This window comes from Calothrix sp. CBUCES-K 9914 (assembly GCF_059640475.1).
The window spans coordinates 1-15,814 of the sequence record NZ_JBXXZH010000091.1; the positions used below are offsets into that span (position 1 = coordinate 1).

The 15,814-nt window shown below is 42.0% G+C and carries 14 protein-coding genes and 1 pseudogene; 8 read left to right on the top strand and 7 right to left on the bottom strand.

Features of this window, described 5'->3' with window-relative positions; genetic code table 11:
- Positions 1 to 568: 568 nt before the first annotated feature.
- From AC2JBO_RS20490 to AC2JBO_RS20500, 3 genes are all read left to right on the top strand, one after another.
- Positions 569 to 1,249 (top strand): alpha/beta hydrolase, encoded by a 681-nt coding sequence (locus AC2JBO_RS20490; RefSeq protein WP_496955500.1) that lies wholly within the window; start codon positions 569 to 571, stop codon positions 1,247 to 1,249.
- Between the two features lie 168 nt (positions 1,250 to 1,417).
- Positions 1,418 to 2,167, top strand: a complete 750-nt coding sequence (locus tag AC2JBO_RS20495) for a glucose 1-dehydrogenase (protein WP_496955501.1) — start codon at positions 1,418 to 1,420, stop codon at positions 2,165 to 2,167.
- 41 nt (positions 2,168 to 2,208) lie between these two features.
- Positions 2,209 to 2,520, top strand: coding sequence for a hypothetical protein (locus AC2JBO_RS20500; RefSeq protein WP_496955502.1), 312 nt, complete (start codon positions 2,209 to 2,211; stop codon positions 2,518 to 2,520).
- 366 nt (positions 2,521 to 2,886) lie between these two features.
- Here the strand turns inward: AC2JBO_RS20500 and AC2JBO_RS20505 are convergent, their stop codons facing one another.
- Positions 2,887 to 4,647: a group II intron reverse transcriptase/maturase gene (locus tag AC2JBO_RS20505; RefSeq protein ID WP_496955503.1), complete on the bottom strand. Its 1,761-nt coding sequence runs from the start codon at positions 4,645 to 4,647 to the stop codon at positions 2,887 to 2,889.
- Positions 4,648 to 5,390: 743 nt separating this feature from the next.
- On the opposite strand from AC2JBO_RS20505, the gene AC2JBO_RS20510 reads away from it, so the two are divergent.
- Positions 5,391 to 6,302: an SDR family NAD(P)-dependent oxidoreductase gene (locus tag AC2JBO_RS20510; RefSeq protein ID WP_496955504.1), complete on the top strand. Its 912-nt coding sequence runs from the start codon at positions 5,391 to 5,393 to the stop codon at positions 6,300 to 6,302.
- Between the two features lie 158 nt (positions 6,303 to 6,460).
- Positions 6,461 to 7,504: pseudogene (locus AC2JBO_RS20515) on the top strand (IS701 family transposase).
- A 21-nt stretch (positions 7,505 to 7,525) separates the two neighbouring features.
- Here the strand turns inward: AC2JBO_RS20515 and AC2JBO_RS20520 are convergent.
- The 4 genes from AC2JBO_RS20520 to typA form a co-directional block, all read right to left on the bottom strand.
- Positions 7,526 to 7,765 (bottom strand): hypothetical protein, encoded by a 240-nt coding sequence (locus AC2JBO_RS20520; protein WP_496955505.1) that lies wholly within the window; start codon positions 7,763 to 7,765, stop codon positions 7,526 to 7,528.
- Between the two features lie 103 nt (positions 7,766 to 7,868).
- Entirely contained in the window at positions 7,869 to 8,348 is a 480-nt protein-coding gene (locus tag AC2JBO_RS20525; RefSeq protein ID WP_496955506.1) for a hypothetical protein, read from the bottom strand.
- The gene (locus tag AC2JBO_RS20530; protein ID WP_496955507.1) at positions 8,345 to 9,151 is read right to left on the bottom strand and encodes a hypothetical protein; all 807 of its coding nucleotides are present in this window, start codon (positions 9,149 to 9,151) and stop codon (positions 8,345 to 8,347) included. Before AC2JBO_RS20530 ends, AC2JBO_RS20525 begins: the two co-directional genes overlap by 4 nt.
- 462 nt (positions 9,152 to 9,613) lie before the next feature.
- Positions 9,614 to 11,407: a translational GTPase TypA gene (gene typA / locus AC2JBO_RS20535; protein WP_496955508.1), complete on the bottom strand. Its 1,794-nt coding sequence runs from the start codon at positions 11,405 to 11,407 to the stop codon at positions 9,614 to 9,616.
- Positions 11,408 to 11,816: 409 nt separating this feature from the next.
- On the opposite strand from typA, the gene AC2JBO_RS20540 reads away from it, so the two are divergent.
- Together AC2JBO_RS20540 and AC2JBO_RS20545 are read left to right on the top strand one after the other, a co-directional pair.
- Positions 11,817 to 12,176, top strand: a complete 360-nt coding sequence (locus AC2JBO_RS20540) for a helix-turn-helix domain-containing transcriptional regulator (RefSeq protein WP_496955509.1) — start codon at positions 11,817 to 11,819, stop codon at positions 12,174 to 12,176.
- A 533-nt stretch (positions 12,177 to 12,709) separates the two neighbouring features.
- Positions 12,710 to 13,135 carry a hypothetical protein gene (locus AC2JBO_RS20545; RefSeq protein ID WP_496955510.1) on the top strand — a complete coding sequence of 142 codons (426 nt, stop codon included), beginning with the start codon at positions 12,710 to 12,712 and terminating at the stop codon, positions 13,133 to 13,135.
- Between the two features lie 26 nt (positions 13,136 to 13,161).
- On the opposite strand, the gene AC2JBO_RS20550 is transcribed toward AC2JBO_RS20545, so the two are convergent.
- On the bottom strand, positions 13,162 to 13,479 hold the full coding sequence (locus tag AC2JBO_RS20550; RefSeq protein WP_496955511.1) for a hypothetical protein: 318 nt from the start codon (positions 13,477 to 13,479) through the stop codon (positions 13,162 to 13,164).
- A gap of 466 nt (positions 13,480 to 13,945) precedes the next feature.
- Here AC2JBO_RS20550 and AC2JBO_RS20555 point away from each other — a divergent pair, with 466 nt between their 5' ends.
- Positions 13,946 to 14,191: a hypothetical protein gene (locus AC2JBO_RS20555; protein WP_496955512.1), complete on the top strand. Its 246-nt coding sequence runs from the start codon at positions 13,946 to 13,948 to the stop codon at positions 14,189 to 14,191.
- 210 nt (positions 14,192 to 14,401) lie between these two features.
- Here the strand turns inward: AC2JBO_RS20555 and AC2JBO_RS20560 are convergent, their stop codons facing one another.
- Positions 14,402 to 15,442, bottom strand: coding sequence for a ribose-phosphate pyrophosphokinase (locus tag AC2JBO_RS20560; protein ID WP_496955513.1), 1,041 nt, complete (start codon positions 15,440 to 15,442; stop codon positions 14,402 to 14,404).
- Positions 15,443 to 15,814: the final 372 nt, after the last annotated feature.

The following is a 15,814-nucleotide window of genomic DNA, read 5'->3' on the forward strand; positions in this document are numbered from 1 at the left end:
GTGGATGGGAATGCGGCGGCTGCGGCTGCAGCGGCAGCTGGCATGGGTGGGGTGGCTGCTGATGCTGGCAGGGATCGGGTGGCTGGGCTTGCTGCTGAGGCAATGCTGCTGTGGCTTGATGCAGCACTGAAGAAATAGTGGACCTGAATGTATCATCAAGGATGTACACGAAAGCAAGAAAGTAGGCGGTCTGTGGGTGTTGTTGCTGATGTTGGCAGGGGTTGCGTGCTGGCTGGCCGCTGAAGCTAATGTTGCGGTGGCTTGATGCAGCACTCACGGCGTAAGTCTACTAATTTTTGGGAAGTTGATTGCATGGAAACAAATGGTTGTTAAGGTGCGTGCAGGGTGTGTTTTGAGGCGGTTGGTGGAATTGCAAGGCACCTGCAGGCGCTTGTGGGACTGTGAATACATGTTAGGGGATGGGTATACGGTCAGTTGGCCTCCTATGTGTGCCTGTAAGAGATGGGTGGAAATTGGCTGGGTGAACGCATAGGGGTAGTATGGTGTGTGCTATGCATCGGTTGCTTGAAGTGCATTGCTTGGTACCAGCAGTGGCTGGCAGCTTTTGTTGGCTTCAACACCTGTAGTCTGCCTACATGTTTGTGAATTGAAGTTACGCGAGCTCACACCGCATACTTATGTCTGCTACACTCGAACTCCAGACGCTCAGTATCCACAAGCTATCAATGAGATCTATGCTGCGACCAAATGGGTTGCCGAGCATGGTGAGGAGATTGGGGTTGATGGCAAAAATTTGGCAGTCGTCGGAAACAGTGTCGGTGGTAATATGTCGGCAGTAACCACGTTAATGGCGAAAGCAAAAGGGGGTCCGCACATTAAGTTGCAAATTCTGATGTGGCCCATCGTAGACGCTAATTTTGAAACGAATTCTTACCACCAATTCGGCGATAAGCGTTTCCTGACCACACCGGCAATGAAGTGGATGTACGACATGTACATTGCTGACCCAGATAAGCGCAAAGACATCTATGCCTCTCCTTTACGGGCTACTGTTGAGCAATTGAAAGGCTTGCCTCCAGCGTTAATTCAGATTGCAGAGAGCGATATTTTGCATGATGAAGGGGAAGCCTATGGACGCAAGCTAGATGAAGCAGGGGTAAACGTTACAACCGTGCGTTACAACGGCATGATTCATGACTTCGGGCTGCTGAATGGTTTAGCCGAGCTTCCATCAACCCGCTCTCTTTTTGTCCAGGCAGCCGCTGAACTGAAAAAACATCTGGAATAATCAAAGATCATGAAAAAACTAGAAGGAAAAGTTGCAGTCGATTGGGAGTGAAATACAAGGTTATACCAATTATATGGAATGTCGCAGAGCTAGACAGGCAGGTTATCATGTTTTTGCCATCTTTTACAAGCAGCTCTTTCAACTTTAACAATTACAGGATTTATCATTATGAAAAAACTAGAAGGAAAAGTCGCTCTTGTCACCGGTGGTACCAGCGGCATCGGTCTTGCCACTGCCAAGCGCTTTGTCGCCGAAGGCGCCTATGTCTTTATAACGGGTCGTCGCCAAACTGAACTAGATGCTGCCGTGAAAGAGATTGGTGAAAACGTCACGGGTGTTCAGAGCGATGTTTCCAAGCTGGCAGACCTAGATCGCCTGTTCGCCACAATTGAGCAAGAGCAAGGACACCTTGATGTGATCTTTGCCAATGCTGGCGGTGGAGAACTCGCCCCACTTGGAGCAATCACCGAAGAGCATTTTGACAAAACGTTCAACACAAACGTCAAAGGTCTGCTTTTTACTGTGCAGAAGGCGTTACCCCTGTTACCAGAGGGTGCTTCTATTATCCTGAACGCCTCGATTACTTCTATAAAAGGAACCCCAGCTTTCAGCGTTTATAGCGCGACCAAAGCCGCCGTGCGATCGTTTGCCCGGAATTGGACACTTGACCTCAAAGAGCGCAAGATCCGAGTTAATGCCATTAGCCCTGGCGTGGTTCCAACTCCTGGTTACGATCACTTAGGGCTGAATGATGAACAATTGCAGGAATTTGTGACTAGCCAAGCCAACACTATCCCGCTGGGAAGAGTAGGTACGCCCGATGAGATTGCTAAAGCGGTTGTTTTTCTTGCATCGGATGACAGCAGCTTTGTAAACGGCATTGAGTTGTTTGTCGATGGCGGTATGGCACAGATTTGAGTCACCCTAAAAGCCCAATCAACTGCAAATAGAGACGTATTATGGCAATTATAAAACTTGAAACAATGAAAACACTACTGAAAACATCCGCATTACTTCTTGCTCTGGCAATTAGTGTCTTAGCTAATTTTTCTTTACCTGCCTCTGCTGATTCTACTGCTGGCATTATCCTGAGTATGAAATGTCAGGGTGGCAACAACATCAATATTTGGAAGAATAAGACTTCTGGTAAACTACTCTATCGCGCAACCAGCCCCAACGGTAATTTAAGCTTAAACGGAGGAACTAGCCAAGCGACAGAGGGTGTTCGAGTGTATAAATTTCGGAATGGAAAGTATGAATATTGGGTATAGGATGGCACGTTGGATAACCCACAGTCTGGAAGTTTAGAAGTGTATAAAAACAACCGTATCTTGACGAAGCAAGCTTGTACAAAAAGTTGAATCCTCTTGTCGCTGTTATGCACTTTTTTGAAACCTAGTTCAAGTCAGCCTCTTAGTTACGCTTGCCAAATACGACATCACTAAAACCCCAGCAACGAGGCGCCTCTAAATACCACGGTATAGGTGGTGAGTTGAGCGTGACCGATCTCATTACACCTGCTGTGGTATCTCAACGTTAGTAGTCTACATAAGACTTTAGATAGAGTCGAGGGGAGTGTTACCACTCCACCCCTCTCTTCCGAAACCGTGCTTGCGACTTTGACCGCACACGGCTACTCAATGTGTTTTCCTTTTGTCTAAAGCGGACTTCTGACTACCATCAATAGCAGTCTTTTCGTCATGGCAGTGTCGATGTAATAGTTGAAGATTATTCCACTTATCTTTTCCTCCTTTAGTAAGTGGGGTTTTATGGTCAACTTCCATCACATCTTGTTCGCGAAAATATAATCCGCACCAAGCGCATTTACCTTGTTGTTGTTTTAACAGTATCGCTTGTCTTTTAGGTAATTCGGGATGTCTACCTAATCTAGTACCCCAATATTTTTGGTCGCCATCATAGGGGCTTCTATCACCTTTTACTAGCACATAGTTATCACTACTACTAGTAAATTCTGTGTGTAGAACTAACCGTTTAAAGTTATCTCCCTTCGTTGCAAATGCCCATCTTTTCCCATCAATTGGTCGCCAATACAATTGGTGAGCTTTCTTGACACTTTTTGTGCGACGTTTTGCCCATCGACGAAGTTTTAAATAGGTTAGATTATCTTGCCTGGAGTGTTCTCCGGATGTTCCAATATCCGAGGCTCTGTAGTAGGAACTCCAACCTCTGATTACAGGATTGAGGTCTTTAATAAGTGCCTCTTGAGGTGATAATCTGTGCATTTTAATGATGCGAGCAATTTCTTGCTGATGCGCCATTTTTGCTTTCTTCGACGGGGTAATGAGTGTATTAAAACCTAGCTTTCTACCGTGATTATCCTTGTCACTATGATGCTTCCCCTTGGAAAATTGCTGAATATGATGACCTAAAAAGTCAAATCCAGCGCTATTATCTTCACTTAGATTGGGTTCAAGTGTATGGGCTAATCTGGATTTGGAAGGTTTTAATTGTAAGCCAATAGTAGCCAACCATGCGGAAATTACATCAATGCATCCAGAGATTACAGATTTATTTTCGTGTAAAATTACGAAATCGTCGGCATAACGGATGACCCCAACAGAGCGGCGTTTTTCCATTTTACTTAGCTTTTTGAAGGCTAAGTTTTCGACATAATCTTTCACCACTGTTTCTAAACCGTGTAAGGCAATATTTGCTAAAAGTGGCGACAAAATACCACCTTGTGGCGCACCTTTGGATGTTGCTGTAAACACTCCTTTATCTACCACCCCCGCTTTCAACCAGGCTTTTATTTGTCGTCTAAGTGAAGGGAAAGTGTTTAATTTGTGGAGTAGTTCGTTATGATTAATACAATCAAAACACTGGCTGATATCCGCATCGAAGACATATTTAGCCTTCGTTTGGATACAGTTTTTGATGTGTTTTATTGCATCATGGGCTGATTTTCCGGGTCTAAAGCCGTAGCTGCCCGCCTCGAACCGAGCTTCCCACTCAGGTTCCAATGCGGCTTTTACGGAGGCTTGTAATGCGCGACTATGGATAGTGGGTATAGACAATGGACGTTTTTCCTGACTTCCAGGCTTGGGTATCCAGACTCTGCGAGTCGCCGAAGCCTTACTTGTCAATTTTAACTGCCCTGCAAGTTCCAGACGTGCTGCTGGGGATAGTGATTTTATACCATCCACTCCTGCCGTCTTTTTACCTTGATTTTCTACCGTTACTCGTCGCACAGCTAGTATCCTATTAGACCAAGACCTCATTAGTGTCTTTTGGAGTTTGCGGACTCGTTTGACATCACCACGACGTGAAGCAGCGTAGATGCGCTTTTGTAACTTAAAAACGTATTTCTCAGCTTTACGCCAATTAATCGTCTTCCATCCCTCTGTATTTGTTGCCAAATCAGATTTAGGCTTGTTCATTACTACTTGTACCTCCAGCTTTAACACACTGCGGCTCACGTCAGCATATCCCGGACGTTACTCCATCCCTTTTAAGGCATTGACCGTTAATTCGGTCTGGGCGTTGGCTTCTTGAACCATCCTTCCCTCAGTAAACTTGTGGTTGACTACCTACCTGTTTATCGACCGCAACAGGAGTTTACATGGGGTTACTTCGTTCCTGACATCCATTGGTTTGAGTCTTTAGGGTATGTCTTTACACCGGGGGTCTAGGTAGTGCGCTAACTCGATAGGTAGATACTGTTAGACCTTACCCTTGTCGGATATTCCCAACCCAGGGTGTGACCGAATCACAAGCTTATATCCCCTGGTCATTTTTAACGGTGGCTCAACGACATTTAGTTTGCTCTACCCCACGATTTTCCAACAATAGTTGGCTCGCTTATAGAACTCTTGCTCACGGAGGGCGTTTTCAGCAATTATCGCCTTTGTCCGCTTTCGTCCCCGCTTTACGAATTTGATAGTCAGTCTCTTCCGTAGGGGATACCAGTATCCTGGTATTTTACGTGCTTTCATCCCCGCACCAGGGCGATAAGACTTAGTTTTCTAGGTTACTCACCTCACTTATATGGATATCAAGTTATCATTGATAGAGGATTAAAGTGCGAACTCTACCCACATAGGGTTACTCTATCAATGTCTGGAATCCCCTCAGAAACTGAGTTTCTCCAGAACGAACCGCACTACCAATAAAAGAGGACACGATGGCACTGATTACGACATCATTTGGGCAGCATATCACCGCCGCTGAGGTGGTACAGGGAATTAATCTCTCTGGCAAGCGGTCAATTGTTACCGGAGCGGCATCGGGCATTGGCATAGAGACGGCGCGGGCACTGGCTTCCACTGGGGCTGAGGTCACGTTGGCTGTGCGTAATACCGATGCTGGGGTGCAGACGGCAGCTGACATCACCGCTACTACTGGCAACCAGAACATTCATGTTGCCTCACTTGACCTGGCCGATCGAGCCTCAATCGCCAATTTTGTCGCTGCGTGGGATGAACCACTGCATATCCTTGTCAACAACGCGGGCGTGATGGCATTACCCGAACAACACACACCCGAAGGCTGGGAGATGCAGTTTGCTACCAACCACCTAGGACACTTCGCCCTGGCACTCGGACTCCACGATGCACTGGCAGCAGATGGTGCCGCGCGCATCGTGTCTGTCAGTTCCAGTGGTAATCTGATGTCACCAGTTGTATTTGACGATATTCACTTCGCGTTTCGCCCCTACGACCGATGGTTGGCATACGGACAATCCAAAACCGCAAACATCCTCTTCGCTGTCGGCGCCACTGCGCGCTGGGCAGGCGACGGCATCACCGCCAATGCTCTCATGCCTGGTGCCATTGTAACCAATCTACAGCGCTACACTGGTGGTCTCCAGACCCCGCCAGAGCGGCAGAAGACACCAGAGCAGGGCGCCGCCACCTCAGTCCTGCTGGCGACCTCTCCGCTACTGGAAGGCATCGGAGGACGCTACTTCGAGGACTGCAACGAAGCTACCATCGTCACAAACGGCAACGGCTACATGAGCGGCGTTGCCCCCTATGCCCTTAATCCGGACAACGCCGATCGTCTCTGGGAGGAATCATTGCGCTTGCTTGCCTAACTCACATCTTGCACCAAAGTATAAATACGGAATTTTTACGTTTTTAACAAACACATATTTTTAGCAATAAAACGTACAATTATAGGACTTACGCATTGACATAATGGTAAAGTAGTGTAGCGACAAACAGGTGTCATCTATAAATAGGTATCGAACAAGTGCGAGAAATCAGCAAACCCTCTACAGCGCAATGCTACCTGGAACTTTACACTCTGTTTTTATTATCGGAGCCAAAGCATGGAGGGTGTTCTCGTTTGGCAGAAATATTGGGGGATATTTCACATGATAGTGTAAATCGATTTTTGCTGAGAGAGAGGTATGAGCCGAAAGATTTATTCGATATGGTAGCGAGCATAGTCAATTTAACGGGAGGAATTTTAAGTGTTGATGACACAGTAATAGAGAAATTATATAGCAATCCAAAATATGCGGAACTAATTGGATATTTTTGGTCGGGTAAATATCATAAAACGATTAAAGGGTTAAATTTAATAACACTATACTATAGTGATATTCACGGAAATTCAGTCCCTTTTAATTATAGGATATATGATAAAAAGGAGGGAAAAACTAAGAACGATTACTTTCAATAAATGGTAGTAGAAGTAATAAATTGGGGTTTAAAACCAAGATTAGTAACAGGAGATAGTTGGTACTCAGGGGTAGAAAACTTGAAATTTCTAAGAAACCAGAAATTGGGTTTTTTATTTGGTGTTGAGAAAAACAGAACTGTCTCAAATAGTCCTGAAAAGTATTGTCAGGTAAGCAGTCTAGATATTCCAGACGAAGGTTTAGTAACTCATTTGAAAGAATTTGGATTTATAAAGCTGTTTAGGAAAGACTTCAAAAAAGAAGACTCTAGACACTACATTATATATTTACCAAATCAAGAAAACCTCAGCGACGAAGAATATCTAAAAAAGATAACGAGAAGCGAATTTATAACAATACATGATACTCATTGGAAAATTGAAACCTTTCACAGAGCAATAAAGCAAGTATGTGGTATTTGTAGATTCATGGTTAGAGATAGTTATGCAATCAAAACACATATATTTTGCTCACTTCAAGCATTTGTTCGCTTGGAAAAAATGCGCTCAGAGGAAATAATTTCTAATTGGTACGAGGTACAAAGAAACTTATTTACCAATGTTGTACGTGAGCATATTGTAAATAATTTAACTAGTACTTGCGCTGTTTAAATACATTGATTACTATTTTTGTCAATGCGTAAGTCCTAACTTAAATTCCTGATATGCTTTCAGTTTTAAACTTAATAAAGGCGCGTGTTTGACTTCTGAGTATAATTGCTGGTACTTCGTAACAAATTCTTCTGCTTGCTTAACCGTAATTTTGCTTCTTTCTGCTTGGAAAAATTTGTCAACCTCGCTAATTTCACGCGATATTCGATTCTCTACGTCAGTAAAGATTTGATTTATAACATATTCTAAAACTTTGGTCATATTTATAACCTCCTTAATAAACAATAAAAAGGGGACGTTATTTATAACGTCTCTACTCTAAATATAATATACGGTATTGAATCAATTATTTATAAAAATGTCTCTACAAACTAAGCCAGAAAGCATCATCCCAATGGTAGCTGTCTGTATAGTAGCGCTGTAAATCCTTAACATTTGTCGTTGAAATAATCACTCGTGTTCCAAACTTTTGTGCTGCGATAATTGCCGTTGCAGCTAAAATAACATCTCCATCTATTGACTCTGATTGTGCAGTTGATTGTCCTGTACTACGTGCCCATCCCCACAATTGTGCAGCTTTAAGCATAATTTCTGTTGTGATTGGCAAATAGCCGGCGTTATTCAACTTTGGTAAATTATTAAGACGATTTATACTAACATGTAGTTTTTGATGAATCAACTCTCGTCGAACTTCGTAGTCATTTATTTCTGGAATCAAGACTATGTTACGTTCTAACATAGAGTAAAACCAAGCCTGACATTTAAGAATATTTGGCTTTTTGCTATTTAAATTGAGTATAGCGCCTAATGGACCTGAATCAAGTAAAATAATTTCGTTACTCATGAGAATAAAGTTCGCGCACCTTGCCTACGACGTTCTTCATCAATTCCTTTTGCTAGTTTCTCATATGATTCGTCCATTTCCTCAGAAGTATATAGTATATCCCAGTAAGCCAAAAGTTCATCAAGATTGGCAAATATTTTGGGTGATGTACCAGGTTTTAATCTATAAATACTCAGTAAGACATCCTTTGCATAATTATTGATTAATTGAATATAATTATTCACTACTTCTTTTGTTTTTTTGCTAGCTGAGTTATCTTCTAACATGCTTTTCTTAAATATATCACTTGAAATAATATTCTCTATCGCTTCTATAAGATGATTTTTTAAGAAGCTATCCGCTAAATAACACCCGTATGTCTCTACAAATTTTTGTAAATATTCCAACCCTTCATAAAACTTTTTGTATTCGTCAAGTTCAAGATGGTTTAGATGATAACTTGAAAATGCTGCTAATATTAATGATTCTGCTTTGATTAAATGATTTAAAGCTTTAATATGCGAATCGACTTGTTCCATTTCTCTAATTACAGGCTTTTGTAGTGCCTCATGATATTGAGCCTTTATTTGACTCAAATATGAGCTAAATTCCTGATATGCTTTCAGTTTTAACCCTAATAAAGGCGCCTGTTTCACTTCTGAGTATAGCTGCTGATACTTAGTAACAAATTCTTCTGCTTGCGGCACCGTTATTTTACTTCTCTCTGCTTGAAAGTATTGGTCAATTTCTTTGATGCCCTGCGATATTCTATTCTCTACGTCAGTAAAGATTTGATTTATAACATCTTCTAAGACTTTGGTCATGTTTATAACCTTTTTACTTAAAGAATAAAATAGAGACGTTGTAAGTAACGTCTCTACTCTAAATATACGATATTGAATCAATTATTCAAAAAAATCACGTGTTGTAGGGTGGGCACTGCCAGCCCTTTCAACGCGAACTGATGAACTACTAAGCTGGTGCTTGAAACCCGCATTCTTGCGTTAACCGAAAATTAGGTTTTTTAGTCATCGACCCAATTTACTCACTTCGGATATCGAAAATGGTCAACATGGCGCCCAAGAAATTGTTCATTTTTTTGAAGGATATACCGCAAGTCTTGTTACTAGGAGGTTAATTGAACATGTATTTTAGGTAAATAATTTGGTACTAGTGTTCGCGTTGAAAGGGCTGGGTGGGCACTGCCCACCTTACGAGAGCCACTTTTGTGAAGGAGTTATAAGTTAAAAGTAATTCTTCACTACTCACTCCCAACTCCTAACTCTTTACCTTCTACCTGCAAGTTTTTTTGCCATTTTGCGTAGACGAATTGATTGAGGAGTTACTTCTACAAGTTCGTCTGGACCAATGTATTCGAGCGCGCGCTCTAAACTCATTTCAACAGGCGCCTGTAACTGCACTAGTTCATCACCACCAGACGCGCGGTGGTTAGTTAGCTGCTTGGTTTTACAAACGTTGAGTTCTAAGTCTTGAGGACGGTTGTGTTCTCCGACTATCATGCCTTTGTAAACTTTGATGCCGGGAGTAATGAAGAATGTACCTCTGTCTTCTGCGTTCTTCATCGCGTAGAAGGTTGATACACCTTCTTCAAAGGAGATAAGCACACCTTTATTACGTGCCTCAATTTCTCCACTTAAACCACGGTAATCTAAGAAACTGTGGTTCATGATACCTTCACCACGGGTCATCCGCATGAACTCACCACGGAAACCAATTAAACCACGCGCGGGAATAACAAACTCAAGCTGGGTACGTCCACCATTACCTGGTTGCATATCCTGCATTTCGCCTTTACGCTGTCCCAAACGTTCGATACAGCTACCAACAGATTCTCCGGGAACGTCTAGTACCAAAAGTTCGTATGGTTCGCAAGGTTGACCGTTAACTTCACGGTAAATTACTTGTGGCTGAGAAACTTGGAATTCGTAACCTTCGCGGCGCATTGTTTCGATTAAGATACCCAAGTGTAATTCTCCACGTCCTGAAACGAGGAATTTGTCGGGAGAGTCGGTTTCTTCTACGCGCAAAGCAACGTTTGTTTCAAGTTCGCGCATCAGTCTGTCTCTAACTTGACGCGATGTTACTAACTTACCTTCTTGACCTGCAAATGGAGAGTCGTTTACCCAGAAGGTCATCTGTAAAGTAGGTTCGTCTACTTTAATTAGTGGCAACGCTTGTGGGTCGTTGGGGTCAGTGATTGTTTCACCGATATTCGCATCTGCAAAACCAGCAACCGCCACAATATAACCAGCGGAAGCTTCTTCCATATCAACACGGCGCAAACCTTCAAAGCCCATCAACTTGCTAATTTTACCTTTGATGATGGCGCCTTTATCGTTGATTAATGCCGCTTGTTGTCCCATACGGATTGTACCGTTATGGATACGACCAATAACAATACGTCCTAAGTATTCGGAATAATCAAGGGTTGTAACTTGTAACTGCAAAGGCTTGTTAACATCACCTACTGGTGGTGGAACATGGCGCAAAATCGCGTTAAACAAAGGCGCCATGTCCTTGGATTCGTCTTCTAACTTATCTTTAGCAAATCCAGTTAAGCCTGAAGCGAACAAGTATGGAAAATCACACTGGTCATCATCGGCGCCGAGTTCTAAGAATAAATCAAGAACCTTATCAATAGCGCTATGGGGTTCAGCTTGAGGACGGTCAATCTTGTTAACAACAACAATCGGACGTAAACCCTTTTCGAGTGCCTTTTTCAACACGAAACGAGTTTGAGGCATCGGGCCTTCGTTAGCATCCACAATTAAGATACAACCATCAACCATGCCAAGTACGCGCTCAACTTCGCCACCGAAGTCAGCGTGTCCGGGAGTGTCAACGATATTAATCAGGGTATCTTTATATTTAACCGCTGTATTTTTAGAAAGAATAGTAATTCCACGCTCGCGCTCTAGGTCGTTAGAGTCCATAACGCAGTCCGGAACGTCTTCGCCTTCGCGGAAAATGCCGGACTGTCTCAAAAGGGCATCAACCAAGGTGGTTTTGCCGTGGTCTACGTGGGCGATAATAGCGACGTTACGGATAGGGAGCGTCATAGTGCGCGTTCCAATAATTTAAGAGGGGGTTTTCAGATAGATATTGTTGACACGGCTGTAATAACAGAATACGGATTTTTTGGGTAAATCTGTAAAGAAGCCTTAACAATTATATTCTAACCTTAATACTTCACCATTGTTTGCTTTGACAAGACTTTTTTGAAATTAAAGTAAAGTCATAGGTAATTCTCACATTCCATTGTAACACACGTATTGTCTTGTAGCACGGGCATCTTGCCTGTGCAGTACATATAATTCTCTTTACCACAGAGACACGGAGGACACAGAGAAGGTAAAGTTTAACTGTATTTTAAGATTTTAAGTTTAAGTAGTTGATTTTTGAGGGTCTCAGATAAGTCTTGCTTTTAAATTTAGGCGCCGTGCTTGCAAAAGAATATTGGCTCATATTATGAAAAACGACAAAATGCCGACGAGTAATAGTTATAACGAGTATCTCATTAAATCTTTGAAAAAAGAGCCTGACTTAGCAGCGGCTTACATAACTGCAACATTAGAAGAACAAGACCCTGAACCATCGCTCCTAAAATCCGCACTAATTGATATTGCTGAAGCTCTTGGTGAACAATACAACATGGCGCCAGAAAAAGTTAAACAGCACCAACAAAAGTTAGATGTATTACTGGCACAGCGCGCGGATGAAGCTATATATCATTTTGCAGAATGGTTAGAAGCGTTAGGGCTAAAACTAACTGTTAAGGTTGTACACAAGCAAAAAGACATTAAAGCTAACACGCATACGAAGCAATAAAAAATCATAGCTTAGTTTTATATTTACTTAGAAAAGCAAAACGCCTACAATTGTTGACTTTCCATACCATTAAAAAATAGGACGAACAATTTATAACTAGCGTTCGTTCGCGTCTTCACGACTTAAAAACTTTTTAATTGTAACAGGATTACAGACAACCGAAATAAAAGGTTCGGTAAACCGAATCTGTAATTGCACGGTGTCAAGATACGTCCTATAGTTATTGGTTTCTTATCCAAGCGCTATTGCTTCAAATTACGTACTTTAGTACTACTAATTTGTCAACAGGTAGTACCGTTAATGATTGTTGCTCAAACGTCGCAATTTGGTACTACTGGTTTGAGTTAACAGGTAGTACTGTTAATGATTGTTGCTCAAACGCCCCAATAAGGTTGGATGTAAACAAGAAGACAGTGACACTAACACGCATACGAATTTAAAACTAACAGTAGCAGAGTAAAACCTAATTGTTTGTAGGTGTTAGATAACTTTGACTCATGGGTAATCTAAGTAAGGTAAGGTATCACGTTTTAATGAGCTTTACTGAAAGTTTACCTTTGGGAGTTTTTGTGATCAGTATGGGCGCACGTATTGCTATTGGTGTAGTAGCATTGCTTTGTGGTTTTGGTTTTTTTCTAACAGCACTTGATACAAGTGGTTTACCAGCTAAACCTGCTGTATTCTATGGAATGGCAATATTATGTCTAGTCATCGCGATAGCGTGTTTTTTTCCCAAAAGTCACCCGTTTACTTTACGAATTATTGGTGCAGTAATTTTCTTTGGATATGTGGCTTATGTAGTTGACAGTTTTCACACTTCTAATTTATTACGGGCAATTGCAGGTTTTCTTGTTTGGGGTATTCCTTCAGGTTATCTAGCAATTAAAGGTGAATACCCATTTTGGGGAACAGGTTCAGAAGGATTTAATACCAAGCAAAGCAAAAATAGAGGTAGATAAGCATATTTCATATTATGCTCGTAATCTTATTTTGAATTTTTCATAAGCCATTCATCTTTCATACATCCATCTTTGATTAATTCTGCAAATATTTCTTCTAAAAGCTTACGGTCTAAACGCTCAACGAATAAGTCAGGAGATAATAAATATTTGCCTCCTAAAGATTCATTCATGTCTTTTGCTTCCAAACGCGCTTGCTCTAAATGCTTAAATGTCCATACGTTGAGAGCATAATTTTTTCCGTTGGGCAGAATAACCTGCATATTGAAAAAGTCATTTCCAAGGTCGTTTTGTTCGTTGACTATCCAATGTTCAAATTCTAACCATAACTCAAATTCTGGCATTTTATCAATTAATTTATATGAATTTATGCTTGATATTATAACTTTATTGAATTTAATTTTGCTGGTAAAGATTATTAGCAATTATGAAGATTCTTTGCTTCGCGACTAATGACAGTTTTGACGTGTTTTTAGCGCAACTCATTTATTATATCTATTACATCAACTATACCAGGACTTACGATATTGTCACAATTGAGAGTCGGTGCGTGACGCTACAGGTCTTATAGCTACGTTGAAGTTTTTTTGTTGCGTCACACACCCTACGATTTTTATGTGCCAGTTGCGTAAGTCCTATATACTTATGACATGCGTTACATCCGTTGTATCCGTTGCCAGTTAACTCTAATGTCTTGAATGCACAGGCAAGGATGCCTGTGCTACAAGAAGTGATGCTTTGTATAATTTCGACTTGGAATATGGTTTGAACATCAATATTCTAGGGATGCTTAGTTTTTCATGCGTGGATATGACAGCTATTACGTTCCAATTTGGTGATCAACACGGACTTGAACATTATCGTCGTGCTAGATTTTTTGCTGGTTGGCATCATGGCGCCTCGGGTGAAATATATTCTCTTGACACACTGCAAAAAATGACGTGGACAAACCTTGGCTACCGCTTAGGTAGCATTTTTGGCGCCACTCAAAATGAAGAAATTGATGAGGTTTATCAATGGTGTTTACGTCTCTGGCACCTAAGTAACCCAGAGTAAGGGTTTTAAAGAAAAGTAAAGAAAAGTGAAGTAAATTATAAATATATTCTAAACAAGTTTACCTTGATAATAAAGAAAAGGAAGCAAGAACAAGGTTATTGACTCATTCTGATGTCGTCAAACGCACACAGGAAGTTTTTCCTTGTCCTTTTTCCCTATCTGTCTTCATTTTTCCCTTTTTTGTAAGCTAGCTCACATACAAAAAGGGTGTTATCGGAACATACTACTTACAGAGCTATCCTCGTGTATACGCCAAATCGTTTCTCCTAGTAGATTCGCAACTGACAGGACTACGAGTTGTGGGAAGCGTTTACGGAGCGATTCCATAGAAGTATCGCCACCCAACACCGGAATTGTATTGGTGACAATTACTTCTTCAAATAATCCGCTTGATAAACGCTCGATTGCTGGTGGTGAGAACACCGCATGGGTTGCACAAGCATAAACCTGTCTAGCACCTTCTTCGCGTAATAACTTGGCGCCTTCGGTGATGGTACCACCTGTATCAATCATGTCATCGACTAGTACGGCGGTTTTGCCTTTGACATCACCGATTACATTTAACACTTCTGCGACGTTGTGCGCTTGCCGACGCTTATCGATGATTGCTAATGGTGCATCATCGAGCTTTTTCGCAAACGCGCGCGCTCTTGCCACACCACCTGTATCAGGGGAAACTACGACTAAATCCTCAAGTTTTTTGCTTGCTAAGTAATCTAAGAGAACTGGCGAGCCGTATACATGGTCGAGAGGAATGTCGAAGTAACCTTGAATCTGAGCGGAGTGCAAGTCCATAGCCAAAACCCGATTGGCGCCTGCCTCAGTAATCAGGTTCGCAATCAATTTGGCTGTGATTGATTCACGTCCTGCCGTTTTGCGGTCAGCACGTGCGTAGCCGTAGTACGGAATTACCGCCGTGACTTGCCGAGCGGAAGCACGACGACAAGCGTCAATCATGATCAGGAGTTCCATCAAGTTGTCGTTGACAGGATTACAACACGGCTGGATGAGGTAAACATCACAGCCCCGAATTGATTCCTGTATCTGGACATACAGTTCTCCGTCCGCAAATCGTTTGCGAATCATTGGTCCCAAATCCATCCCCAGATAGCGGGCAACTTCTTGGGAAAGTTGTAAATTGGCAGAGCCAGAGAACAGCCGCAGGCGATTACTTTCCGTTAGTCCCGTTGGCGCTGGCTGCACTTTTAAAGTTGCAGAACTAAGCACAGCAGTTCCTCGATGTGCATTCATGGCAATCTTATCATCAGAGATTTGGCTTTTTCTACACGGAAGTCCCTGAAAAATTAATCGTCAGTTGTCTGAAGTATCGATGAAAACTTTCACTATGACTCCATAAAACTAAACTATTAAGTTTTTCAGTTGTTTTCGTTGAAACAACCTTTTTGACAGCTTAACAGACATCAAGTCTTGAGATGAGACCGATTTTTGGGATTTTTTTGGTTGAGATCACGAAACTCAACGCAATTTTACTCTTGGTAGAGCCGTGACTAACGACTCTACCCTCCTCAGTTATAACTGAGAAAAAATGGCTCATGAATTAATTTTGTGTCGAATTTTCACTTTGGTAATGGCAGGCGCCTCAGAGAGGGCTGATAATGGGTA

Excerpts from the sequence above, each read along its gene's own strand:
- AC2JBO_RS20560 (WP_496955513.1), bottom strand. The coding sequence starts at position 15,442 with ATGAATGCACATCGAGGAACTGCTGTGCTTAGTTCTGCAACTTTAAAA.
- AC2JBO_RS20555 (WP_496955512.1), top strand. The coding sequence starts at position 13,946 with ATGACAGCTATTACGTTCCAATTTGGTGATCAACACGGACTTGAACAT.
- AC2JBO_RS20530 (WP_496955507.1), bottom strand. The coding sequence starts at position 9,151 with ATGACCAAAGTCTTAGAAGATGTTATAAATCAAATCTTTACTGACGTA.
- AC2JBO_RS20550 (WP_496955511.1), bottom strand. The coding sequence starts at position 13,479 with ATGCCAGAATTTGAGTTATGGTTAGAATTTGAACATTGGATAGTCAAC.
- AC2JBO_RS20510 (WP_496955504.1), top strand. The coding sequence starts at position 5,391 with ATGGCACTGATTACGACATCATTTGGGCAGCATATCACCGCCGCTGAG.
- typA (WP_496955508.1), bottom strand. The coding sequence starts at position 11,407 with ATGACGCTCCCTATCCGTAACGTCGCTATTATCGCCCACGTAGACCAC.
- AC2JBO_RS20525 (WP_496955506.1), bottom strand. The coding sequence starts at position 8,348 with ATGAGTAACGAAATTATTTTACTTGATTCAGGTCCATTAGGCGCTATA.
- AC2JBO_RS20540 (WP_496955509.1), top strand. The coding sequence starts at position 11,817 with ATGAAAAACGACAAAATGCCGACGAGTAATAGTTATAACGAGTATCTC.
- AC2JBO_RS20500 (WP_496955502.1), top strand. The coding sequence starts at position 2,209 with ATGGCAATTATAAAACTTGAAACAATGAAAACACTACTGAAAACATCC.
- AC2JBO_RS20545 (WP_496955510.1), top strand. The coding sequence starts at position 12,710 with ATGAGCTTTACTGAAAGTTTACCTTTGGGAGTTTTTGTGATCAGTATG.
- AC2JBO_RS20520 (WP_496955505.1), bottom strand. The coding sequence starts at position 7,765 with ATGACCAAAGTTTTAGAATATGTTATAAATCAAATCTTTACTGACGTA.
- AC2JBO_RS20495 (WP_496955501.1), top strand. The coding sequence starts at position 1,418 with ATGAAAAAACTAGAAGGAAAAGTCGCTCTTGTCACCGGTGGTACCAGC.
- AC2JBO_RS20505 (WP_496955503.1), bottom strand. The coding sequence starts at position 4,647 with ATGAACAAGCCTAAATCTGATTTGGCAACAAATACAGAGGGATGGAAG.